The 23,664-nt window shown below is 69.9% G+C and carries 21 protein-coding genes; 18 read left to right on the top strand and 3 right to left on the bottom strand.

Annotated elements, in window-relative coordinates:
* Window positions 1–6: 6 nt before the first annotated feature.
* The 11 genes from ACFY36_RS34455 to ACFY36_RS34405 all read left to right on the top strand — a co-directional run bounded on the left by ACFY36_RS34455 (window position 7) and on the right by ACFY36_RS34405 (window position 12,276).
* Entirely contained in the window at window positions 7–1,677 is a 1,671-nt protein-coding gene (locus tag ACFY36_RS34455) for a DUF885 domain-containing protein (RefSeq protein ID WP_499750092.1), read from the top strand.
* Window positions 1,678–2,186: 509 nt separating this feature from the next.
* On the top strand, window positions 2,187–3,269 hold the full coding sequence (locus tag ACFY36_RS34450) for a hypothetical protein (RefSeq protein WP_499750091.1): 1,083 nt from the start codon (window positions 2,187–2,189) through the stop codon (window positions 3,267–3,269).
* Entirely contained in the window at window positions 3,256–6,183 is a 2,928-nt protein-coding gene (locus tag ACFY36_RS34445) for a nitrate- and nitrite sensing domain-containing protein (protein ID WP_499750090.1), read from the top strand. Before ACFY36_RS34450 ends, ACFY36_RS34445 begins: the two co-directional genes overlap by 14 nt.
* Window positions 6,180–6,644 (top strand): roadblock/LC7 domain-containing protein, encoded by a 465-nt coding sequence (locus tag ACFY36_RS34440; protein ID WP_097317486.1) that lies wholly within the window; start codon window positions 6,180–6,182, stop codon window positions 6,642–6,644. The genes ACFY36_RS34445 and ACFY36_RS34440 overlap by 4 nt, the downstream gene beginning before the upstream one ends.
* The gene (locus ACFY36_RS34435; protein ID WP_498655927.1) at window positions 6,641–7,102 is read left to right on the top strand and encodes a DUF742 domain-containing protein; all 462 of its coding nucleotides are present in this window, start codon (window positions 6,641–6,643) and stop codon (window positions 7,100–7,102) included. Before ACFY36_RS34440 ends, ACFY36_RS34435 begins: the two co-directional genes overlap by 4 nt.
* Before the next feature lie 22 nt (window positions 7,103–7,124).
* Window positions 7,125–7,709 carry a GTP-binding protein gene (locus ACFY36_RS34430; protein WP_498701302.1) on the top strand — a complete coding sequence of 195 codons (585 nt, stop codon included), beginning with the start codon at window positions 7,125–7,127 and terminating at the stop codon, window positions 7,707–7,709.
* 89 nt (window positions 7,710–7,798) lie between these two features.
* Window positions 7,799–8,560: a hypothetical protein gene (locus ACFY36_RS34425; RefSeq protein ID WP_499750089.1), complete on the top strand. Its 762-nt coding sequence runs from the start codon at window positions 7,799–7,801 to the stop codon at window positions 8,558–8,560.
* Between the two features lie 198 nt (window positions 8,561–8,758).
* Window positions 8,759–9,757 (top strand): UDP-N-acetylglucosamine 2-epimerase, encoded by a 999-nt coding sequence (locus tag ACFY36_RS34420; RefSeq protein ID WP_499750088.1) that lies wholly within the window; start codon window positions 8,759–8,761, stop codon window positions 9,755–9,757.
* Between the two features lie 11 nt (window positions 9,758–9,768).
* On the top strand, window positions 9,769–10,119 hold the full coding sequence (locus tag ACFY36_RS34415) for a hypothetical protein (protein ID WP_499750087.1): 351 nt from the start codon (window positions 9,769–9,771) through the stop codon (window positions 10,117–10,119).
* 21 nt (window positions 10,120–10,140) lie between these two features.
* Complete coding sequence (locus tag ACFY36_RS34410; protein WP_499750086.1) at window positions 10,141–10,704, top strand: TetR/AcrR family transcriptional regulator; 564 nt, start codon at window positions 10,141–10,143, stop codon at window positions 10,702–10,704.
* 78 nt (window positions 10,705–10,782) lie between these two features.
* Entirely contained in the window at window positions 10,783–12,276 is a 1,494-nt protein-coding gene (locus ACFY36_RS34405; RefSeq protein ID WP_499750085.1) for a cellulose binding domain-containing protein, read from the top strand.
* A 67-nt stretch (window positions 12,277–12,343) separates the two neighbouring features.
* On the opposite strand, the gene ACFY36_RS34400 is transcribed toward ACFY36_RS34405, so the two are convergent.
* Window positions 12,344–12,940, bottom strand: a complete 597-nt coding sequence (locus ACFY36_RS34400) for a TetR/AcrR family transcriptional regulator (protein WP_499750084.1) — start codon at window positions 12,938–12,940, stop codon at window positions 12,344–12,346.
* A 107-nt stretch (window positions 12,941–13,047) separates the two neighbouring features.
* Between ACFY36_RS34400 and ACFY36_RS34395 the strand changes: the two genes are divergently transcribed.
* The 5 genes from ACFY36_RS34395 to ACFY36_RS34375 all read left to right on the top strand — a co-directional run bounded on the left by ACFY36_RS34395 (window position 13,048) and on the right by ACFY36_RS34375 (window position 19,623).
* Window positions 13,048–13,479 (top strand): MarR family winged helix-turn-helix transcriptional regulator, encoded by a 432-nt coding sequence (locus ACFY36_RS34395; protein WP_499750083.1) that lies wholly within the window; start codon window positions 13,048–13,050, stop codon window positions 13,477–13,479.
* Window positions 13,476–15,056, top strand: coding sequence for an MDR family MFS transporter (locus tag ACFY36_RS34390; protein WP_499750082.1), 1,581 nt, complete (start codon window positions 13,476–13,478; stop codon window positions 15,054–15,056). Before ACFY36_RS34395 ends, ACFY36_RS34390 begins: the two co-directional genes overlap by 4 nt.
* Window positions 15,057–15,259: 203 nt before the next feature.
* Window positions 15,260–16,810 (top strand): GGDEF domain-containing protein, encoded by a 1,551-nt coding sequence (locus ACFY36_RS34385; RefSeq protein WP_499750081.1) that lies wholly within the window; start codon window positions 15,260–15,262, stop codon window positions 16,808–16,810.
* 44 nt (window positions 16,811–16,854) lie between these two features.
* A complete protein-coding gene (locus tag ACFY36_RS34380; protein ID WP_499750080.1) occupies window positions 16,855–17,658 on the top strand; it encodes an SAM-dependent methyltransferase in 804 nt (267 codons plus the stop codon).
* Between the two features lie 1,728 nt (window positions 17,659–19,386).
* Window positions 19,387–19,623 carry a DUF397 domain-containing protein gene (locus ACFY36_RS34375; RefSeq protein WP_499750079.1) on the top strand — a complete coding sequence of 79 codons (237 nt, stop codon included), beginning with the start codon at window positions 19,387–19,389 and terminating at the stop codon, window positions 19,621–19,623.
* An 85-nt stretch (window positions 19,624–19,708) separates the two neighbouring features.
* On the opposite strand, the gene ACFY36_RS34370 is transcribed toward ACFY36_RS34375, so the two are convergent.
* Window positions 19,709–20,620, bottom strand: a complete 912-nt coding sequence (locus ACFY36_RS34370; RefSeq protein WP_499750078.1) for a Sco1979 family transcriptional regulator — start codon at window positions 20,618–20,620, stop codon at window positions 19,709–19,711.
* Window positions 20,621–20,901: 281 nt separating this feature from the next.
* On the opposite strand from ACFY36_RS34370, the gene ACFY36_RS34365 reads away from it, so the two are divergent.
* Window positions 20,902–21,234, top strand: a complete 333-nt coding sequence (locus ACFY36_RS34365; RefSeq protein WP_499750077.1) for a hypothetical protein — start codon at window positions 20,902–20,904, stop codon at window positions 21,232–21,234.
* On the top strand, window positions 21,231–21,377 hold the full coding sequence (locus ACFY36_RS34360) for a hypothetical protein (protein ID WP_499750076.1): 147 nt from the start codon (window positions 21,231–21,233) through the stop codon (window positions 21,375–21,377). The genes ACFY36_RS34365 and ACFY36_RS34360 overlap by 4 nt, the downstream gene beginning before the upstream one ends.
* 52 nt (window positions 21,378–21,429) lie before the next feature.
* On the opposite strand, the gene ACFY36_RS34355 is transcribed toward ACFY36_RS34360, so the two are convergent.
* Entirely contained in the window at window positions 21,430–23,652 is a 2,223-nt protein-coding gene (locus tag ACFY36_RS34355; protein ID WP_499750075.1) for an LLM class flavin-dependent oxidoreductase, read from the bottom strand.
* Window positions 23,653–23,664 lie beyond the last annotated feature (12 nt).

The raw sequence follows: 23,664 nt of genomic DNA, 5'->3' as shown, positions 1-23,664 counted from the left end.
CGGCCCGTGGGACGAATTGATGACCTGGCCGACCGCTATGTCGACGAGTGGGCCGAGCTCACCCCGATCGGCGCCACCTACGCCGGCATCGCCGGACACGACGGCAGGACCGACGATTTCTCGCCGGAGGGCTTCGAGGCTCAGACCGAGCTCGTACGCCGTACGTTGAACGATCTTGACGTGATCGAGCCGGAACACGAGTCCGAGCAGGTCGCCAAGGACGCCATGATGGAGCGGCTCGGTCTCGAGCTGGCCCAGGCCGACGCCGGGCAGACGGCCAGCGCGATCAGCGTGATCTCCAGCGGCATCCATGCCCTGCGCGGCGTCTTCGACGTGATGCCGACCGAGGGCGAGGAGGCGATGGCCAACATCGCGACCCGGCTGGGCGACCTCCCGGCCGCCCTCGAGCAGTACAAGCGCACGCTGCTCGAAGAGGCCGAAAAGGGCAACGTGAGCCCGCGGGCGCAGATGCTGGCCGTGGCCGAGCAGTGCGACGCCTGGACCGACCCCGACCGCGACGACTTCTACCACGGGCTGGCCGGGCGGCTCGAGGCCGGCGGCGCGCTCGCCGCCGCGCTGGTGCGGGGCGCCGACGCCGCCACCGCGGCCACGGCCGACTTCGCCGAGTTCCTGCGCCGCGATCTGGCGCCGCGGGGGCGCGACAAGGAGGCGGCCGGTCTCGAGCGCTACGAGCTGGCCTCGCAGTACTTCCTGGGCGCGAAGGTCGACCTCCAGGAGACGTACGAGTGGGGCTTCGCCGAGCTCTTCCGCATCGAGGAGGAGATGCGCCGGACGGCGGCCACGATCGCCGGCTCCGGCGCCTCGATCGACGAGGCGGTGGCCGCGCTCGACGCCGATCCGGCCCGCAACATCGCCGGCAAGGAGGCGTTCCGCGACTGGATGCAGGCGCTGGCCGACAAGGCGATCACCGACCTCAACGGCACGCACTTCGACATCGAGCCGCCGGTCCGGCGCATCGAGTGCTGCCTGACGCCGACCAGCGACGGCGGCATCTACTACACCGGGCCGAGCGAGGACTTCTCCCGTCCCGGCCGCATGTGGTGGGCGGTGCCCGAGGGCGTCACCGAGTTCTCGACCTGGCGTGAGGTCACGACCGTCTATCACGAGGGCGTTCCCGGCCATCACCTCCAGGTGAGCCAGACCCTGCTGCGGGCGGACACGCTCAACCGCTGGCAGAGGCTGCTCTGCTGGTGTTCGGGGCACGGCGAGGGCTGGGCCCTGTACGCCGAGCGGCTGATGGACGATCTGGGCTATCTCGCCGATCCGGGTGACCGCCTGGGCATGCTCGACGCGCAGGCGCTGCGCGCGACCCGGGTCATCGTCGACATCGGCATGCACCTGGAGCTGGAGATCCCGCGGGACAACCCGTTCGGCTTCCACCCGGGTGAGCGGTGGACGCCGGAGCTCGGCTGGGACTTCCTGCGCGCGCACACGCGCATGGAGGAGAAGACGCTCCGCTTCGAGTGGAAGCGGTACCTCGGCTGGCCGGGGCAGGCGCCGTCGTACAAGATCGGCGAACGCATCTGGCTCCAGGCCCGTGAGGAGACCCGGCAGCGCAAGGGCGCGGATTTCGATTTGAAGACATTCCACCGGGACGCCCTCAACCTCGGTGGCCTGGGCCTGGACCCGCTACGCAAGGCACTTGCACGGCTTTGACCTGATTCGGGCTTTTCCTCAGCGGGCGTCTGAGGAAAAGCCCGTTTCTGCCGTATCCGCACCACGACTCAGCGCTACTTTTCTGCGCAGCGCACTCGATCCACTACGCAGCGTTTAATCGACGCCAGTCTTATCGGGTACGCATTATGGATCTTGTGGCTTTTCGTACCGCCGCTCTGCCGTTACCATCGCCGCGGTAACTTTCCTTCCTTCCGGAACCGGTGTGGGCTGGGGCTTCATGACCCCGGGGTCGGAAACTGAACGCTCGTTACAACTACAGCGACCGGGCTCTGTATCCCCCGATCAGCCGAGAGAGATCTGTCCCTTGGAAAGGCGTTTCTTGAGGTTTTCTCGGATAGATTGGCCCGGATCCGTGCGCCCAACCGGCTACGGAAAGTAGCCGTCACAACGGCTCATCGCGTGTGCATGGCGGAGGACGAAAAGCAATGAACAGCCGGCGAACCCGTTTAGGCTCCGCGCTCGCGGTGATTTTGACTGTTTTGGTGCTCGTGCCGACGGCAGTGCTCTTCGGCCGGGTCTGGACGGACAACGCGGACCACCGCGACCAGACCGAGCTGGAGAAGAAGGGCGTCGAATACATCACCGCCCTGTCCCCGCTGGTCAGCTCGCTGGCCGAGTCGGAGTCGACAGCCATCCAGGGCGTCGCCGAGCCGCCGGACTCGCTCAAGGCCGCGGTGGCCAAGGTCTCCGACGTGGACAACCGCCTCGGCGACGAGCTGAAGACCAAGGAGCGCTGGGCCGACCTCCAGCAGAAGATCGGCAAGCTCGCGGCGGTCAAGGGCGCGACGAACGTCTACGCGGCCCACGTCGAGGTCACCGACCTGATCCTCGAGCTGTACGTCACCGTCCGCCGCAACGCCGAGCTCAACCGCGACCCGGACAGCGACATCTCCAACCTCCAGGAAGCCACCGCGGTCGACATGCCGACCACGGTCGTGCGGGTCAACCGCATGGGCGACCAGGCCAACCTGCTTCAGGCCGCGAAGGGCAACGCCGCCGCCGCTCTGCGGGTCCAGTTCGGCCAGGAGGTCCTGGCCGTGCAGGAGTCGGTCAACCAGCTCACCAACAACCTCCAGGCCGCGGTCGACAACACCAGCAGCCCGACGCTGAGCGGCAGCCTGGTCAGCTCGCTCGACTCGTTCCGCCGCGGCGTCGAGTCGATGACCCGCGGCGCCTCGCTCGCCAACGTCAACGTCGCCACCATGTCGACCGCGCAGAGCACGCTCCAGACCGCGCTGAGCACCCTCTCCGGCATCACCCTCAAGGAGATGGAGCGCCTGCTCGACGACCGGCTCGGCTCGCTGAACTACCGGCGCACCGAAGCGGTGATCATGGGCGTGCTGGCGGTCCTGCTGGTCCTCGGCGCGGTGGCCTGGCCGGTGGTCAGCCGCCGCCGCGAGGCCGGCGCCGAGCCCCCGCCGGCGCCGCGCCAGCCCGGCGAGTCGACCCGCGACGTCGCGCTGAACCAACCGGGCGGCAACCCCGGCTACGGAACCAACCCGTACGGCCAGATCCCGGCCTACGGCGAGCTCGACCCGACACAGCGGGAGCGGTCCGGTGCTCTTCGGTAAATTCCGCATCCTGGGCAAACTCGCCCTGCTGGTGCTCGTACCCCTGCTCGGCGTCGTGGCGCTGAGCGTGCCGATCATCGTCAACCGTGTCGACGCGGCGACCGAGGCACAGTCCACGTCCGACACGGTCGAGCTGGCCGGTCGCGTCGGCACGGCCGTGCAGGAGCTCCAGGAGGAGCGCCTGCTCGCCGTCGGATATCTGTTCAACCTGGTCGACCAGCCCACCCTGTCCGTGCAGAGCGCGCGGGCCAAGGACGCGGTGGCCCGGGTCGACGACGACGTGACCGTCTCCAAGGAGCTCGCGCGGGCCCTGCGTAACACGTCCAAGCTCGACAACACCCGGCAGAACGTGCTCAACCGGGCGATCAACCCGGACGTGGTGGTCACCGAGTTCACCACCTGGATCACCCCGGTCATCAACGGCCTGGCCATCTCGTCGAACGCCGACCTGAAGACCGGCGTCGGCCGCCAGCTGTTCGCCCTCGAGCAGGCGCTGCGTACCGACGACCTGATCAGCCAGGCGTCCGGATATCTCACCGCCGCCACGATCACCAAGAACTCCGGCCTGGTCGGTCTGTTCTCCTCCACGCTGGTGCAGATCCAGCAGGTCATCGCCAACTCGCAGGCGTTCTTCACCGACACCCAGTACAAGCTCTACCTGGGTGCGCAGGACGCGTTCACGTCCCGCGTGGGCGCCGACTTCTTCCAGCTGGCGGCGACCGACCCCAGCAACGCCGTGGCGCTGCTGAACATCGGCACACTCTTCCCCTCGCTGCGCTCGGTGCTCGTGCTCGGTGGCTTCGTGGAGAAGCGGGTGGCCGCCGACGTGCAGGCCATCGTGACGAGCAACCGCGACGCGGCCATCCGTGACGCCTTCCTCATCGGTGGCGGCTCGTTCCTGCTGCTGCTCCTGGTGATCGGCCTGAGCCTGTTCATGGCCCGCGCGGTGGCCCGGCCGCTGCGCCGCCTCACCGTCTCGGCCGACCGGATCGCCCGCGCGGCCGAGGCCGAGCTCGAGAGGGTGGCCGACGACGAGTCCGAGTCCGTACGCCCGATTCGGCTCGACCCGGTCGACGTCGAGTCCCAGGACGAGATCGGCGACCTGGCCCGCGCGTTCGACCGGGTGCAGACCACGGCCGTACGGCTGGTGGAGCGCCAGGTCCTCGGCCGGCGCAACGTCGCGCAGATGTTCGCGCACGTCGGCCGCCGTACGCAGAACCTGGTCGGCCGCCAGCTGGCCTTGATCGACAACCTGGAGCGCCGCGAGACCGACAGCGACCGTCTGGGCGAGCTCTACCGGCTCGACCACATGTCCAGCCGTCTGCGCCGGAACGCGTCCAGCCTCGTCGTGCTCTCCGGTGACACCGGCGCCAACGAGCACATGGCGCCGCTGCCGCTCTCCGACGTCGTCCGTCTCGCCCTCGGTGAGATCGAGGACTACACCCGCGTCGACGTCGACGTCCCCGAGGAGATCGTGGTCGTGCCGGCCGTCCTGGCCGACCTCACGCTGCTGCTGGCCGAGCTGATGGAGAACGCCACCGCGTTCTCCCCGCCGCACACCCGGGTCGTGGTCAGCGCGACCGAGCTGCGCGGCGGCGCCCGCCTGGCCATCGTCGACAACGGCCTCGGCATGCCGTCCGAGCGGATGGCCGAGGAGAACGCCCGGCTGACCCGCCGCGAGCGGCTCGACCTGGCCCCCTCCGAGGTGCTGGGCCTGTTCGTGGTCGGCCGGCTCGCCCGCCGGCACGGCATCGAGGTGACCCTGACCGAGACGCCCGGTGGCGGCGTCACCGCGTGGGTCGACCTCAACCCGTCCCACCTGATCGCCCGGGTGCCCAGCATGGTCGCCCCCGAGATGGCCCCGTTCCCGTCGGTCGCCGCGCCGTCGGCCCCGATCACGCCGCAGGGCTACCACACCGCCGAGTTCGCCCAGGTCATCGCCGGATCGGCGGCCCGGGCGTCGGTGCCCGGCAGCCAGCAGCCGTTCGACGCGAACGTGCTGGAGCGGGCGACACGGACCCTCGAGACCGGGCAGTCGTGGAACGCCTTCTCGCCGGCCCGGGTCGTCCCGGCCATCGAGGAGCCGGTCTACGAGGCCGAGCCGGTCTACTCGCCCGGGCCGGCCTATCAGCAGCCGATCGCCCAGCCGATCGCGCAGCCGGCCGTCGACCCGGCGTACGAGCTGAACGCGCCGGTCGCCGGCCGCGTCCCGGCGGCGATGCCGGAGCTGCCGGCCGCCGGTCCGTCCGCGTGGCACCAGCCCACACCGGCCCCGCAGCCGACGTGGAGCACCCCGCCGGCCGTGGAGGCCCCGCCCGTCTGGAACACGGCTCCGGCCGTGGAAGCACCGCCCGTCTGGAACACGGCCCCGGCCGTGGAGGCGCCTCCGGCGATGCCGGCCATCCCGGCGGCCCCGGCGATGTCCCAGGCCCCGGTGATTCCGCAGCAGCGCACCCCCGAGGAGGACTACCGCTACACGACCCCCACGGCCTACGAGGCGCCGCGGCAGCAGCCCTCCGCCCCCGGGAACGGGGCCCCGCTGCGACGCCGTGTGCCGGGCAGCCAGCTTCCCGAAGAGGCCGCCGCCCCCACGCTGCCCTCCCGGTTGCCGTCTCAGGACGACGCGGCCGCCGCCCGCTCGGCGTTCGACGACTTCGAGGCGGGTGTGAGCCGCGCCCAGTTCGACGCGGCCGAGACACAGATGACCGCGCCGCCGTCGGCCGGCCATGCTCCGCTCGCCCGGCGCGTACCGGGCGCCACCCTGCCGCGGGACGAACCCAACTACCCGCCGCCGGCAAGTCCGAGCCTGCCGCTGGATCCGGATCAGGCCCGGGCCCTGATGGAACAGTTCGAGTACGGCGTCGCACTCGCACTGAACGAAACTCAGCCACAACCCGAGGGACAACCGCGATGACTTCCCCCTACTCGACCGAAACCGGCCACGGCTATGCCCAGCCCCAGCTGAGCGCGGAGGCCAAGACCTTCAACTGGCTGCTGGACTCGTTCACGTCCGGCACAGCGGGCGTCATCGAGGCGATCGCGGTGTCCTCCGACGGTCTGCTGATGGCGATGTCCGCGATCAAGGACCGGCCGAACGCGGAGCGCCTGGCCGCGGTCGTCTCGGGCCTCACGAGCCTGGCCGGCGGCGCCGCGAGCTGGTACCGGCTGGGCTCGCTCAACCGCGTCATCATCGACATGGCCGAGGGATATCTGCTGGTCACGGCGATCAGCGCCGGCTCGGTGCTGGGGGTCATCGCCGACCGGTCCGCGAACCTCGGCACCCTGGCGTACGAGATGACGCTCTTCGCGACGAGGGCCGGCGGCGCGCTCAGCCCGCGCCTGATCGCCGAGTTGAAGAACGCCGTTCAGCAATGACCTATCCGGACCCCGACGACCCGGCACACCCGGCTCGGCCGAGTGTCCGGCCCTTCCTGCAGTCCGGTCCGCAGTCGGCCGGTGGCTACCGACCCGCCCCGCGCGAAGAGGTGCCCCCGGCCACTGACCCGACCGCGACCCTGCGCCCGTTCGTCATCACGTCCGGGCGCACCGACGGCGCCGATCCCGAGATCGGGATGGAAACCCAGGTGACCGTCAACCCGGCCGCGAACCGCGTGCGTCTCTCACCCGAGATGCGCGCCATCGTGGGACTGTGTGTCGAGCCCGTCTCCGTGGCGGAGATCTCGGCACGGTTGCGCCTGCACCTCGGCGTCACCCGCATCCTCGTCGGCGACCTGCGCGCCGCCGGCCAGCTCGACGTGCACGTGCTGGACAACGACACCCCCGACCCTGAGACCATCATGCGAGTGATCCGTGGACTACGAGCAATCACCTAACCGCGCCTACGGCGCGGCCGCCGTGGGCAACGAGGGACGGCCGAAGAAGGCCCCGGTCCCGGTCAAGATCATCGTTGCCGGTGGCTTCGGCGTGGGCAAGACGACGACGGTCGGGGCCATCTCGGAGATCGCCCCGCTGACCACCGAGGCCGAGATGACCTCGGCCTCGGTCGGCATCGACAACCCCGGCCTGGGGTCGACGAAGACGACGACGACCATCGCGATGGACTTCGGCGTGCTCACCATCGACCAGACGCTGAAGCTCTACATCTTCGGCACGCCGGGTCAGACACGGTTCGCGTTCATGTGGGACGACCTGATCAAGGGCGCGCTGGGCGCGCTCGTGGTGGTCGACACCAACCGGATCGACGACTGCTATCCGGCGGTCGACTACTTCGAGAAGGCCGGGCTCCCGTTCGTCGTCGGCGTCAACACCTTCAACGGGCAAATGCAGTACAGCCTGGACGAAGTGCGCTGGGCCCTGGCCGTCCGCGAGGACGTTCCGGTGCTCGCCTATGACGCGCGCTTCAAAGCTTCCGTACGGGACGCCCTGCTGGTCGTCCTGGATCAAGCCCTCGACAAGGCCATTCGTCAGAAGGCGACGTAGGGTGTGCGGCGGGTCGCTCAGATCGAGGTTCCCAAATCGGCCTCACAGCGGGCACAGTGGAAGGCGACCCGCTACGGAAGGACGATCAGGTGCGAGGCGGACTGGACGACGCGCTCGACAAGCTGGCGCGCCGTGATGAGTTGCGCCGCCGGGCCGCCGGGGAGGCCACGGGCACCCCAGCGGCCGTGACGGAGCTGGTCGAGGCGGTCGCGGGAGTCATCGGGCGCCACCCCGAGCTGGGCGTCAGCGTCGGCGTCGAGGGCGCCGGCGAGCCGTTGTTGCTGCATTTCTACGTGGCCGACGGCCAGGTGCAGGTCAACGCGGAGAACGCGGCGGCCCTCCAGCCGGCCGACGGTGACGTGCCGCGGCACGCCGACGTCGACATCGAGGTCGGCGAGCCGGTCGATCGGCCCTGGCCGGCCACTCCGGCGTCGCCACCCCCGGCGAGCTACGACGACCAGGAGAGGTACGGCTACTCGCCGCCCCAGCAGCCTTTTTACGACGAGTCCGACACGGCCGAGCGGCAGTACGGCAGCTTCGACCACCCGCCGGCGCCCGAGCAACGCTCACCGGCCCACGACGTGGGCGAGTCGTCGCGTGATCTCGGCGCCCGCCTGCGCGACCTCGGCATGGCCTCCTCCTCGAGCGATCAATATCCGCCGCACCCGTTCGCCGCGACCCCGCCGCCGCCGGTGCCGGAGCAGTCGCAGGAGGCGACCCGCCGGATCAACCCGACGCCCCTGCCGAAACCGGTGCCGCTCCAGGTCGAGCGCCCGGAGGAGACCGAGATGGCGGCGCGCCGGCTGGCCGCGATGTTGCGTGACGATCCCACGCTGCTCGAACAGCAGTAACGGAAAGTAATGTCGCCATCGCGATCGGGCTCCAGCCGGAAGTGCCCGATTTGAGCGCTATCGGCGACGTCTGACATGTCTGGGTTCGGCCGTTCGGCCACTTTGCTCCGGCACTCAGGGTGACGGTCTTGCATCACACTGCGTAACTACATAGCGTTCGACGCGGCCCTCCCCCAGCCAGCTCCGGAGAAGAGTTCGATGTCGTCGCTGCCCGAAGTTCACCTGGTCGCCGGAACGCCGGCCGAGGCGTTCCGGCTCGCACCGGTCGCGTTCGCCATGCGCGAGCAGGGCCGGCTCACCCCGGTGCTGGTGGCCACCGGGGCCGACCCGGCGGCGGTCGACGCGACGCTGGCCCGGTTCCGGCTCACCCCGAAGATCACGCTGCCGTCCGCCGACGGGCCCACCGAGACGGTCCGCCGTTTCGACGAGCTCTGGGCCGGCCGCACGCCCGACGCGGTGGTGGTCCGCGACGACCTGCCGGCGGCCCTCGCGGCGTTCTGGCGGCGGATTCCGATCATGCAGCTCGACGCCGGGCGGCGCGACGGCGACCTGGTCGCGGCCTCGCCCCGGGAGGCACAGCGGCGCCTGCTCGCCCAGGTCGCCACCGTGCATCTGGCGGCGACCCCGCTGGCCGCCATGAACCTGCTCGACGAGCGCGTCGTCGCCGGCGACCTGCTGCTGACCGGCGGCACCGCGGCCGACGCCGCCGCCAAACTGCTGCGGCGCAGCCCTCACCAGCGGCGCGTCGTGCTCGGCGTCCCGCCGGAGCGGGCCCAGGCGATCGGGCCGGCCCTGCGCTATCTGGCCGCCCGCCACCCCGACCTCGAGGTTCTCCGCCCCGACCAGGTGCGGACGCTGGCCGAGGCGTACGTCGTGGTGACCGACGACGGTGACCTGCTCGAGGAGGCGCTGGCCTTCGGCACGCCCGTCCTGGCCATCGCCGAGGGCACCGAATACTCCGAGGCCCTGCACGCCGGCAGCGTGCGGCTCGTGGCGGCCGATCCGGCCGCGATCACCAGCGCGGTGGCCGAGTTGCTCGACAGCCGCGTCCGCCGCGACGCGATGGCGGCCGGCGGGAACCCGTACGGCGATGGGCTCGCCTCCTGTCGCGTGGCCCAGGCGACCGCCGCCCTGCTCGGACACGGCCAGTTCCCCGACCCGATGCCCGCCCGTCCGGTGGCGGGAGTGGCCCGATGAGGGAGAGCGCGATGGACGTCGTCGACTTTTGGACGAAGTCATGGACGAGCGACGACCGGGTCGCGACGCGGCAGCTGCTCGCGCCCGACGCCGAGATCGAGTGGAACCTCGACGCGCCGGTCGACGAGGAGGAGCTGATGCGGACCCTCCACAAGATCGCGGTCTTCGCCGACACGGTCACCGTGATCGAGCAGACCCGTGCCGACGACGGCGCGGCGCTGTTCTACGACCTGGTGGCGCCGTTCGGCACGGTGCGGATGGTCGAGTTCCTCGGCATCGAGGGCAACCGGATCACCGAGGTCCGCCAGGTGTACGACGTGACCGCCACCGATCGCTTCTTCCCCGGTCTCTACGAGCAGTAGGCCGCCGTTACCCTTTGCACCATGGCAGATCGACTACGGGCCGACGCGCAGCGTAACCGCGCTGCTCTGCTCGCCGCCGCCCGTGAGGTCTTCGGCGAGCAGGGCCTGGATGCCTCGCTCGACGAGATCGCCCGGCGTGCGGGCGTCGGCAACGCCACGCTGTACCGCCGCTTCCCCACCCGGCGCGATCTGATCACCGCGGTCTTCGCCGGTCAGATGGCCGGCTATGTCGAGCTGGCCGACGCCGCGCTGGCCGACCCCGACCCGTGGCAGGGCTTCGTCGGATATGTGCGGCGGCTCTTCGAGATCCAGGCGACCGACCGGGGCCTCTCCGAGATCCTGGTGACCAGCAGCTTCGACGACGACGAACGGCTGGCCACGCTGAAGGCGACCGCGCAGCGCGGCGCGGCCGAGGTGATCCGGCGGGCCCAGGAGACGGGCCGGCTGCGGGCCGACTTCACCCGGCAGGACATCAGCCTGCTCATGCGGGCCAACGCCGGGGTGCTGCGCAGCTCGAGCGATCCGACGGTGTGGAAAAGGCACCTGTCACTGGTCGTTGACGGCCTGTCATTTAAGGATCTTTAAGGCAGTCAGCAAGGTCATTTAACGCGCAGCGGACGAGACTCGACTTCCGTCGTCACCCCCTGCGATCGGAGTCACCCCATGCAACGCAGTCGTCTGCGCCTGGCCATCTACGCCTCGGCGGCGGTTCTCGCCGTGGCCGGCGGCGTCGGCGCGGCGGTCGCGGCCACCAACCCGGCCGGCACCACCGCGGCGACGGGCGGCCTCACCGCCACGTTCAGCAAGGACAGCGACTGGGGCACCGGCTACCAGGCCCGCTACACGATCAAGAACGGCACGAGCGCCGCCGTGAACGGCTGGCAGCTCGCCTTCGGCCTGCCGTCGAGCGCCAAGCTGGGCAGCTTCTGGGACGCCACGGTCACCACCTCGAACGGCGTGTCGACCGCGAAGAACCCGGGATACGCGCCGACGATCGCGGCCGGTGCGACCGCGCAGTTCGGCTTCATCGTGACTGGCAGTGGCGCCCCGACCAGCTGCACCATCAACGGAGCGTCATGCGGCGGCGGTTCCGCGACCACGGCCCCCACGACCGCACCCACCAAGCCGCCGGCCACGACGGCCCCGACCAAGCCACCGGCCACCACCTCACCCACCGCGACCACGCCGCCCGCGACCACCGCACCTCCGGCCACCACCGCACCTCCGGCCACCACCGCGCCTCCCGCCACCACCACGCCTCCGGCCGGGAATAACGGAAATGTGCGATTCGCGCCGTACGTCGACATGGGACTGCTCTCCAATGGCACGACCACGCTGGCCCAACTGGGCACGAGCGGCAACACCAAGTCGTTCAGCCTGGCCTTCGTCACCAGCGCCGGCTGCAAGGCGAGCTGGTTCAACGCCTTCGACCCGCGGGCCAAGCAGTTCGCGGACCAGATCGCCGCGGTCCGCGCGGCCGGCGGCGACGTCAAGGTCTCGTTCGGCGGGGCCACCGGCATCGAGCTCGCACAGGCCTGCACCAGCGTCACCGCCCTCCAGGCCGAATATCAGGCCGTGGTGAGCGCGTACAACCTCAAGTACATCGACCTCGACATCGAGGGCGCCGCGGTGGCCGACCCGACCACCATCGCCCGCCGCTCGACCGCGCTGGCCGCGCTCCAGAAGGCCAACCCCGGCCTGAAGATCTCGCTGACCCTGCCGGTGCTGCCGGAGGGCCTGACCGCGGACGGCCTCAACGTGGTGCGCTCGGCCAAGAACGCCGGCGTCGACCTCGACCTGGTCAACATCATGGCCATGGACTACGGCCGGGCCGGTCAGGACTACGGCAATCTGGCCATCCAGGCCGTGACGTCCACGAAGGACCAGATCAAGTCGGTCTACGGCAACAGCGACGCGGCCGCCTTCAAGATGGTCGGTGTCACCCCGATGATCGGCGTCAACGACGACAACGGCGTCTTCGGCCTGGCCGACGCCCGCGACCTGGTCGCCTTCGCCAACACCAACCACATCGGATTCGTCTCGATGTGGGAGACCAACCGCGACAAGAACGCCTGCAACGGCGCGCTCTTCCAGTGCACCAACGTGGCGCAGTCACCGTTCGACTTCAGCAAGATCTTCGCCGGCTTCACCGGCTGACAACCCTCTTCCCATCCCCAGAAGGCGTGACTCCGGGCCCCCACCCGGAGTCACGCTTTTTTGGTGATCAGGCGAAGCCGCGCCCCGCCTCGGCCAGCGCCTCCGAGACGAGCTCCCACAGGCTGGTGCCCGGTGGCCGGTCGAGCCAGATGTGCAGCGCCACCCGCAGGGCGGCGAGAAAAGCGGCTGAGGTCATCTTCACGCGTACGCCCGCGGGGTCGTCGCCCAGGCGCACGGCGATCTCGGCCGAGAGCTCGCGTTCGAGCGCCGCGAACGTCTGCACCTGCGCCCCCACGAGCGAGGCCTGGGTGCGCACGAGGCGGCTGCGCGCCACCCACTGCGGGTCGACGTCACCCAGCTCCAGATAGAACTGGTGGGCCGCTGCGGTGAGCGCGGCCCAGGCCGGCTCGTCCGCCGGACGCGCCCGCACGAGCGCGATCATCGAGTGGATGCGCTGATAGTCGCCGTACAGCAAGGCTTCTTCCTTGCTGCTGAAGTAGTTCGAGAAGGTGCGGCGGGAGACGCCGGCCTCGTCGGCGATCGCCTCGACCGTGATCCGGTCGGCGCCGTGCTCTATCGCCAGCCGCATCGCCGCGTCATGGAGGGCCTGACGGGTCGCGGCCTTCTTGCGTTCGCGCAGTCCGGGCTCGGCCGTGGTGCTCATGACATGAGAGTACCGGCGTGTGACTTGCTTCTCAATGAGAAAACTTGCGCATTGGGCAGGTTCGGCGGATAGTTGTATGTGGCAATCAAATCCGTGGGAGGCCGACCGTGATCGATGACGCGCTGCTGACGCAGATGCAGGAATTGCTCAGGGCCATCCGCGTGTTCAAGAGCAGGCTGGCGCCGCACGACGCGGCCGTGCCGCCGGGCACGCTCGGCACCCTCGTGATGATCGCCACCGGCCGCGGCACTCACGTGAAGTCGCTGGCCGCCGAGTGTGCCCTCGATCCCTCGACGGTCAGCCGCTCCGTGGCGGCGCTGGTCAAGGCCGGACTCGTCGAACGAGCCGCCGACCCCGCCGACGGCCGGGCCGCGGTCCTCGACGTCACCGAGCGGGGCCGCGAGGTTCTCGACGAGGTCATGACCCACCACCATCGGCAGCTTGCCGATGCCCTGCGCGACTGGACACCCGAGGAGCGACGCGCCCTCTCGACGATGCTTCAGCGCTTCACCGACGATCTGATGGAGGCTGCGCGATGAGCGCCCCGAGCATCACCGGCGCCCGACCGGGTGCCATGTCACATCGCCAGATCATGGAGGCCCTCTCCGGCCTCCTGCTGGTGCTCTTCGTCGCGATGGCCAGCTCGACCATCGTCTCGACCGCGCTGCCGACGATCATCGGCGCGCTCGACGGGTCACAGACCCAGTACACGTGGGTGGTCACCGCCACCCTGCTGACCGCCACCGCGTCCACCCCCATCTGGGGCAAGCTGGCCGACCTGTACAGCAAGAAGTTGCTTGTGCAGATCAGCATCGTGGTCTTCGTGCTCGGCTCGATCATCGCCGGCTTCGCGCAGACCGCCCCGCAGCTCATCGCCGCCCGCGCGTTCCAGGGCCTCGGCATGGGTGGCGTCCAGGCCCTGGTCCAGGTCGCCATCGCCGCGATGATCCCGCCCCGCGAGCGCGGACGCTACAACGGCTACCTCGGTGGCGTCATGGCCCTGGCCACGGTCGGCGGCCCGCTGCTGGGCGGCCTGATCGTCGACAGCAGCCTCGGATGGCGCTGGTGCTTCTTCATCGGCGCCCCGATCGCCGTGATCGCCCTGGTCGTCCTGCAGAAGACCCTCAACCTCGAGGTCATCCGCCGGGCCAACGTCAAGATCGACTACCTGGGCGCGTCGCTGATCGCGGCCGGCGTCAGCGTCCTGCTGATCTGGGTCTCGTTCGTCGACGGCTCGTTCGCCTGGGTCTCGTGGCAGAGCGCCGCGATGGTCGGTGGCGCCCTGGTCCTGCTGGCCGCCGCGGTCTGGACCGAGAAGCGGGTCGCCGAGCCCGTCGTCCCGCTCGACATCGTGGCCAAGCGCAACACCGCCCTTGCCATCCTGGCCAGCCTCTCGGTCGGCATGGCGATGTTCGGTGGCGCCGTCTTCCTCGGCCAGTACTTCCAGATCGGCCGCGGCTACAGCCCGACCGAGGCCGGCCTGCTGACCATCCCGATGATGGGCGGCATCCTGATCTCGTCGACCATCTCGGGCCGGCTCATCACCAAGTACGGCAAGATCAAGCCGTACATCCTGGCCGGCACGATCATCCTGGTCCTGGGCTTCGCCGGGCTCTCGTTCCTCGACCACGACACCCCGCTCTGGTACGTCGGCGCCTCGATGTTCCTGGTCGGCGCGGGCGTCGGCATGTCGATGCAGAACCTGGTGCTGACCGTGCAGAACACGGTCTCGCTCAAGGACATCGGCGCGGCCAGCTCGACGGTCGCCTTCTTCCGCTCGCTCGGCGGCACGATCGGCGTCTCGGTCCTCGGCGCGGTCCTGGCCCGCCGGGTCTCCGACACGATCACCACGGACCTGGCCAACGCCGGCGTCTCGGGTGGCAGCTCCTCCGGGGGCAGCGTGAGCACGCTCAACCTGTCGGCCCTGCCGGACGCGGTGCAGCACATCGTCCGGGCCGCGTACGGCGACGCCACCGGCCACATCTTCCTGATCTCGGCGGCGGTGGCGGTGGTCGGCGTGGTGGCCGCGGCCTTCCTCAAGCCGATCGCGCTCCGCACGACGGTCGACGCCCCGGCCGATTCGGCACCGGAGAAGGAAGCGGCGCTCGCCCGCTGATCCCCGCTCGAAGATGCGGCACCCCGCAGGGTGCCGCATCTTTCTGTATTCGGCTCGTTACAGGAGTGGCGACAATCGTCACGCCTGGAGACGTGGAACTCGGGGCTAACGCAGAGCTAATCTTCGAAAGCGGAGCGCTGATCATCCTCATCCCCGAGCCCGCGCTGCCGATCTATGGTGCCGGAGCTGAGGGAGGTGGCAGGTTGGACGCCGAGAGTCTCTCCGCCGCCCTGCTCGAGCTCGAAGACGAGATCAACTGGGACGCGGAAGCGATGCTCGACCGGGCCGTGCGGCTCGAACGGCAGGCCCGCCTGCTCGGCAACGAGTTGCTCGCCACCCGCGCCCGGCTCAGCCAGGCCAACCTGCGGATGCGCGCCGGCGACGTCGCGGGCGCGGCCCAGCGCATCTGGAAGGTGCACCAGTGGGCGGTCGACAACGGCGCCCGCCAGCTCACCGCCCGCACCCACCTCGTGTGGTCGAACATCCACCGCCACCTCGGCGACCCGGCCCAGTGCCTCGAACACGCGGTGCTCAGCGTCGAACTGCTCGACGAGACCGCCACCGACCACATGCGCGTCTGGCACCGGGTCAAGCTGGCCGACGCCCTGGCCTTCAGCCACTCCATCGACGCCGCCCGCTACCGCTTCGAGCAGGCCGAACGGCTGGCCATCGAGTACGGACGGCAGGACCTGAGGCTCGCGGTCCTCAACAACTTCGCGTACGCCGAGTACGCCGCCGGCAACCACGAGCTGGCCGAGCGGGTCGCGCAGCGCCTCCAGCGGCACGCGGCCGAGCACGGCTTCGAGCTGGACGCGTCGCTGCTCGACACGATCGGGCTCATCGAGATCGGGCGGGGGCGCTACGCCGAGGCCGAGCACACGCTCGAGGTCTGCATCGAGCGCCATCTCGCCGGCCGTGAGGACGACGCCGACGCGCTGCCCGAATATCTGCTGACCCTCACCCGGGCGCAGCGCGGCCTGGAGGCGTACGACCGGGCCCAGGCCAGTCTGGACGCCTGCCGCAGCCTGTGTGTGGAACGGGAACTGGCCGACGTGCTGGTGCGGGTGCACCAGGAGCAGGCCGAGTTGCACGCGGCGCGGGGTGAGTTCGCTCAGGCGTACGAGGTCCACAAGCTCTTCTTCTCGGCCTTCACCAACCTGCATTCGCGGCAGCGCGAGGCGCAGGCCCGCACCAGGCAGGCCCTGTTCGAGACGGCCGAGGCGCGCCAGGAGGCCGAGAGGTTCCGCGAGCAGGCCCGCCGCGATCCGCTGACCGGGCTGCGCAACCGCCGCTACCTGGACGAACAGCTGCCCGGCCTGATCGACACCGACCCCGACCTGGTCGTCGCGATCATCGACCTCGACCACTTCAAGCGGATCAACGATCAGCTGTCGCACGACGTCGGCGACCAGGTGCTCGTCCAGGTGGCGAAACTGCTCGAGACGGAGCTGGCGGCGGTGTCGAGGGAGGCCTTCGTGGCCCGGCTGGGCGGCGAGGAGTTCGTGATGGTGATGCCGGGCCGTTCCGTCGCCCAGGCCGCCGCGGAGTTCGACGCCATCCGCCGCGCGGTGCGGGGCTACGACTGGGGCACGCTCACCCGGGGTCTGCCGGTCACGATCAGCATCGGGGTCGCCGGCCTGTCCGAGACCGAGAGCGACAACCTTCTCTCCCTGGCCGACCGCAATCTGTACGCGGCCAAGCACGCCGGCCGCGACCGCGTCGTCCACCGCGGGATGCGGGCGGCAGCGGCCTGAGCTGGGACTCAACTTGATCAATTAAGACCGCTACGCTGTACCCCGTGGAGAACGAAGTCGCACCCCCGGGTGTGAACATCAACGTGCCTCACTCCGCCCGCATCTACGACTACTGGCTGGGCGGCAAGGACAACTTCGCGGTCGACCGCGCCGTTGGCGAGGCCATGATCAAGGCGATCCCCGGCATGCGCTACATGGCGGGCGAAAATCGCAAGTTCGTCCACCGGGCGGCCCGCAACCTGGTCGAGAAGGAAGGCATCCGCCAGTTCCTCGACATCGGCACGGGCATCCCGACGCGGCCCAACCTGCACGAGGTGGCCCAGCGGATCACCCCTGAGGCCCGGGTGGTCTATGTGGACAACGACCCGATCGTGCTGGTACACGCCCGAGCCCTGATGATCAGCACGGAGCAGGGCCGCAGCGAGTACATCTCGGCCGACATCCGCGACCCCGACTCGATCCTCAAAGACCCGACGCTGCTCGAGACGCTCAGCTTCGACGAGCCGATCGGCCTCACCCTGATCGCCATCCTGATGCTGATCGCCGACCAGGACGATCCGTGGTCGAGCGTGGCCGCCCTGCGCGACGCGATGCCGTCGGGCAGCTGCCTGGCCATCACACACCCGACGGCGGACTTCGCACCGGAAGAGGTGGGCGAGGCGGTCACAGCGGCCACAAGCGCCGGCATGACCTTGGTGGCCCGCACCAGAGAGGCCGTCGAGCGCCTGTTCGGCGATTGGGAGCTGCTGGAGCCCGGCCTGGTGCCCGTCTCGAGCTGGCGCCCCGACGAGCCGGTCGACGACCCGAAGGCCGCGTACTACTGGGCCGGCGTCGCCCGCAAGCCCTAGCTTTCCCAGCTGATCGCGCAGCCGCAGTCGGCCGGCGCTTCACGCCCGCGCGCCTTGCGACCGGTCCCCGCTTCGTCGCGCGCGCCCTGCGTCTGACCGGCCCGGCACCTTTCGCTCGCGCCCCCCGCGACTGACCCGACGCCCTCGCCGCCCACCCCGCGACTGACCCGACGCCCTCGCTGCCCACCCCGCGACTGACCCGACGCTCTCGCTGCCACCCCGCGACTGACCCGACGCCGTCGCCGCCCACCCCGCGACTGATCTGATGCTTCTCGCTCCCGTGCTCAGCGGGCCGATGCCGCTCTTCCGCACGCCTTTACAGCCGGTGTGGCCCCAACCGGTGTCCTCGGCCGGCCTGACCGGTCCGGGCTCTCTTCTGCGTGCTCTGTGGCCGACCGGGCCGACTCCTACCGCGCGCCCCGCACCCAACCCGGTCGACGCCTCCGACCACGCCCGGCCGCCGAACCTCCCGACGCCTTCCCACCGCGCACCCTGTGGCGAACCCGAGCAGCGCGTCTCATGCCTTGCGGCCAACCCAGCCAGCGCGTCCTATGTCCCGCGACCAACCGGTCGACGCCACCCGCCCCGCGACCAACCCAATCGACGCCACCCGCCCCGCGATCAACCCAATCGGCGCCGCCCGCCCCGCGATCAACCCGATCGACGCCGCCGCCCCGTCGCCAATCCAGATGGCGCCACCCGCCTCGCCACCAACCCGATCGGCGCCGCCGCCCCGTCGCCAACCCGATCGGCGCCACCGCCTCGCAGCCAACCCGATCGGCGCCGCCGCCCGCCGCCGACCCAGAGGGTGCCGCCTGCCCCGCCGCCAACCCGGCAGGCGCGTCTTGCGCGCCCTGAAGCCAAACCGGCCGAGCGATCCGGCACGGGGGAACCGGACCGCCCGGCCGGAGCCTGGCGGCGCCCTCAAGGGCGCGGGAGCGGGTGTTACGGCGTCACACCCGCGAATTCAGTTGTTTACATCTCGCCAATAACGGGTATCCGCCAGGCAGCTTCCACAAGAAATCTGTCGGTCGTCTTCACCGGCGGGGGTGGTGGCCGCCGTGTCGAGCCTCGGCGTGCGGCCTCCGGCGACCGAGTGGCGCACACGGGGCGTAATCAAGCCGTGCCACCGCGAACAGCGCGTGACCGCTCGTGCGAGGCGCGCCGACAACGGCGCCTCGAGCATCACCGGAACGGTGGCGAACGAGATCACTCGGGGCTGTCAGAACCACCCTCCTCAGTAGACGGCCGAGGGTCGGCCGTCGGTGTTCCGGGGCGGGACAGGGCGTACCTGATCCCCCCAAAACGGTGTGTGACAGCGCTTGCCCGGGTTGAGGCCGCGGTCACGTCGTCGGTCACCGTCTCATCTCGATAGAGCGGAGCCGGGTTGCCCCGGCGCGATCCCTCGACCCCGTCGGGGTCGCCCTGGTCGAAGTGCTCAGGGCCGATGTTGGGAACGGACATTGTGGTACCTCTCGCTCGGACGCCCCCGCCAAGGAGCCTCGCGCCGAGGCCGCAGACGCCGTTTCCGCGACCGATCCGTCACTCAAAGATGTCACCCTTAGTGACCCCCAAGAGTGTGCGTACGTGCGTTATCATGCTCACAATCCCGTGAGTACGCAAGGCCAAATGCACGTGCATTTGCACAACGTGTGAGGCATTGATTGCTCACTGGAGAGCATCTGCCTCCGGACGATCCCCGACCGGAGCAAACCAAGGGAGCTTCACATGACGCACGCGATTAACGGCATCCCCGCCGGGCAGTTGGAGGGTGTCACCTGGCAGAAGAGCCGGCGCAGCAACCCCAGCGGCAACTGCGTCGAGGCTGCCGTTCTGTCGAACGGTGACGTGGCCATGCGCAACTCTCGGGACCCCGAGGGCCCGGCCCTGATCTACACCCCGGCCGAGATCGAGGCGTTCCTGGGCGGAGTTCGCGACGGCGACTTCGACAACCTGCTCGCCTGAGACTCAAACGGTCAAAAGACCAAAAACTAGAGGCGTACGAGACTGCAGCTCGTACGCCTCTAGTGTGAAACCCGAAAAAAGCCCGTCAGGCCGGTCGGCCGATCTCGTGCAGCAGCTTGCCGAGGATCTCCGGCGTGTGGTTCGGCGGCTCGGCGTCGATACAGACCCGCTCCATGGCCATCGCGTACTGGTCGACGTCCTCGCGCTTGTCCAGATAGATCGCGCTGGTCAGCTGCTCGACGTAGACGACGTCGGGCAGCTCCGGCTCCGGGAAGCGCAGGATCGCGAACGGCCCGCCCGCCGCGGCGTGACCGCCGGCGTGGAACGGGATGATCTGGAGCCGTACGTTCGGCTTCTTGGCCGCCTCGATCAGGAACTCGATCTGAGCACGCATGACGTCGATGCCGCCGATCGGCCGGCGCAGCACCGCCTCGTCGATCACCGCCCAAAGCTGAGGCGCATCGCCGGGCCGGTCGAGGATGGCCTGGCGCTGCCGGCGCAGCTCGACGCGGCGGTCCATCTCCTCGGGCGTCACTCCGGCGTGACCCAGCATGATCACCGCGCGGGCGTAGTCGGCCGTCTGGAGCAGGCCCGGCACGAACTGGATCTCGTACGTACGGATCAGCGTGGCCGCCGCCTCGAGGCCCAGATAGGACTGGAACCACCCCGGCATGACGTCGCTGAACTGCTGCCACCAGCCCGGGTTGTTGGCCTGCCGCGCCAGGACGAGCAGCGATTCACGCTCGCTGGCGTCCTTGACCCCGTACAGGGTCAGCAGGTCGTTGACGTCCCGTTCCTTGAAGCTGACCCGGCCGAGCTCCATGCGGCTGATCTTCGAGCCGGAGGCCCGGATCTCCCACCCGGCGTCCTCACGGGTGATCCCCCTGGCTTCGCGGAGCTTGCGCAACTGCGTGCCGAGCAGGATGCGCAGGACTGTAGGGCCGGTACCCGGCGCCTCCTCCTGCTGCGTACCCGCGCTCACCTGACTCCTCGTCATAGCTGTGTGTGGGCTGCCGGCCGCAGTCCCCAAGCATCCTAAGGGGGAGATCCTCCACGGCGAAACACGCCGAGCGCAACGCCCGGAGCATTCGCCCCCGCCGGATGCACGTGCATCCGGCCTTGCGAACGCACCTGTCGGCGAGGATGATAGCTGACAGACACGCACCGATTGCTGACAGAGCGTGCTGAAAGTTCGGCTTCTCGGCCGATGCGGGGGCTGGGTGGTGGTGATTGCCGCCCGGAAGTCCGTATCTGGCGAGATCTGGGAGGGTCCACTCGATGTCCACGGCACCGACCGCTACCCCCACCACCGCCCCACCTCAGCGAGACCCGGCGGACGTCGCGCCCGCCGACAGCTACCACCCGTCCGACCGGGTGTGGGTCTACCGCGACGGATGGCGCGCCGGCGTGATCGAGGCGGCCTCGCCTCGCGCGGTGACCGTCACCTATCGCCCCGGAGCCCACCTCGGCACCGGCGTCGACACCTTCACCGCGCCGTACGTGACGGCCCGTTCGTCCGAGGACCCGGCGGTCGACCGCCGTCAGCCGTTCCCCGGCCGCGGCAGCCTCTACACCCAGTCCGGCCTTCCGCTGCGCCACTCGGCCGCATGACCGGCGCGGTCACGGTCGCCGCCGTCGTCGGCCTCCTGAGCCTCCTGTCGGGCGTGTGGCTGGGCTGGCGCCTCCGCCAGACCAACAACCAGTGCCCCACGTGCGGCGTCTCCCACGCCGCCACGGCGTCCAGCAGCTCCTAGACCCCCGGCACATACGAGCACTCGTCCATCGGGGCGAGTGCTCTTTCGTGTGTCAGCCCACCGGGTCAATGTTGAAGTTGTCGCGGAAGACGTTGGCCGGGTCGTACTGCTTCTTCAGGGCCAGCAGCCGGGCCAGCGACTTCTCCGGCCACGCTTCGTGCACACGTTCGGGGCTCTGGTCAGTCTCGAACGAGAGATAGAGGCCCCGGAAGTGGGACGCCATCGCCGCCCACTTTTCATCCAATTTGTCCTTAGACGAGCCGAAAGCGACGACTGAGAAGTTGGCCGATCGGTGCGAATAGGCGGTCGCGTCCTCGGGCACATCGGCCACCGCTCCACCGACCGATCGCACCTGGAAGAAGTAGACCGTCCCGGAGGACAGCAGGTCGGCCACCGCCTCGCAGAAGTCCGGCGTCAGGTGGTCGATCAGGCCGGAGCGGGCCACCGGCTCGCCCTGCCCTTCGTGGGTGGCGTCCGGAACGTTCATGACCCCGGCGTACGGCACCAACTGCACCTGCTGGTCGAGCAGCGGCGCGATCTGAGCGATCGGCGTGAACCGCTCGATGATGGTCTCCGGCTTCACGGAGTCGACCACCCCGTACACCTGGGCCAGAGATTGCCCCCGGCGGGGCGGACCCATGATCAGGTTGGTGGTGACGTCGCGCGGCGCCGCCTCCATCGCCTCGCCCCACTGGCGCAGCAGCCCGGCCGCGTCCGACGCCTCGAACACGAACTGGCCGAAGCCGACATCGCCGATCTCGTCCACCTGGAACTCGAACGCCGTCACGATGCCGAAATTGGCGCCGGCACCCCGTACGGCCCAGAAAAGCTCTTGATTCTCCTCGTCGCTGACCCGGACGCGGCTCCCGTCGGCGAGCACCATCTCGGCCGCCCGCACATGGTCGATGGTCAGCCCGTGCTCGCGGGCCAGCCAGCCGATGCCGCCGGCCGTGGCCAGACCGCCCACGCCCACACCGCCGTAGTCGCCGCTGCTCAGCGCCCACCCGTGCGGCGCCAGCACCGCGGCCACGTCCTTCCAGCGGGCGCCGGCCTCGACCCGCACCAGGCGATGCTCGGCCGACAGGACGGTGATCTCCCGCATCGACGACAGGTCGATCACGATGCCACCGTCGTTCGTGGACCGTCCGCTGATGCCGTGCCCGCCGCTGCGCACCGCCAGCGGCACGTCCTGGTCGCGGGCGAACGCGAGCGCCTCGGCCACCTGACCGGCGTCGCGCGGCTGGATCACGAGACCCGGTGAGCCTCCGCGCATATAGGTGGAGCGCACCTTGGCGTACCCGAAATCGCCGGGCTCGACGGCCGAGAGCGAAGGCGGCAGACCGTCGTAGTCGATGTCGTCACGCCGCTGCGCGAGCACCGCGACGCTGCGCACCGGCCCGGTCGTCACCCCTTCCCGGGCGCGTTCCCGGCCGACCGCCTCCCGCACCGCCGGAATCACCTCGGCCGCGAAGCGCTGCATCTCCTGCGGATCATCGGTGCCGAGAATGAAGGTCGCGACGCCGTTCTCCAGCGCCATCGGGACGAGCTCGCCGATCCACTCCTCCGGCGACTTGCCCGCCCCGCCGATGTTGAGCAGCCGCCGGATCTCCCGAGGATCTCGGCCCGCGGCCGTGGCCGCCTCGTCGATGAGCTCATTGCCACGGGCGAGATCACCCGATTTGAGGTACGCCAGTGAGGGCACCCAGCCGTCGGCCTTGGCACCCACCAGGCGGAGCATGCGCGGCTTGTAGGCGCCCACCCAGATCGGCACCTCGTGCTCCGGCGCCGGCCCGCGTTTGGCCCCGGCCAGCTTGTAGTAGTCGCCGTCGTAGCGCAGCTGTTGAGTATCGGCCTCGTTCCACAGCTCCCGGATGACGTCGATGGCCTCGCCCAGCTGCTCCACCGACTCCCCAGCCGTACGCCGGGGGAAGCCCATGGCCACCATGGCGTCCCAGAAGGCGCCGGCGCCGAGACCGAGCGCGAGCCGCCCACCGGAGAGCAGGTCGAGGCTGGCGGCGGCACGGGCCAGGACAGGCGCGGGCCGCATCGGCACGTTGAACACGTTGCCGGCCAGGTGGATCGTCTCGGTCTGCGCCGCCACCCAGCTCAGCAGCGTCCACGTGTCCAGAAACGCCGGCTGGTACGGATGGTCCTGGAACGTGGCCAGGTCGTAGCCGAGCTGCTCACTGAGCTGCGCGCGAGCGACCGCGGCCCTGGGCGGATTGTTGACGGGAGTGATGAACGTCCCGAATTCAAGCGGGTGACCGTAATCCACACGTTGATCGTA

Origin of the sequence: Actinoplanes sp. NPDC000266 (genome assembly GCF_042899005.1) — a bacterium.
GTDB lineage: Bacteria > Actinomycetota > Actinomycetes > Mycobacteriales > Micromonosporaceae > Actinoplanes.
This window is presented reverse-complemented; position numbering and strand designations above follow the sequence as displayed.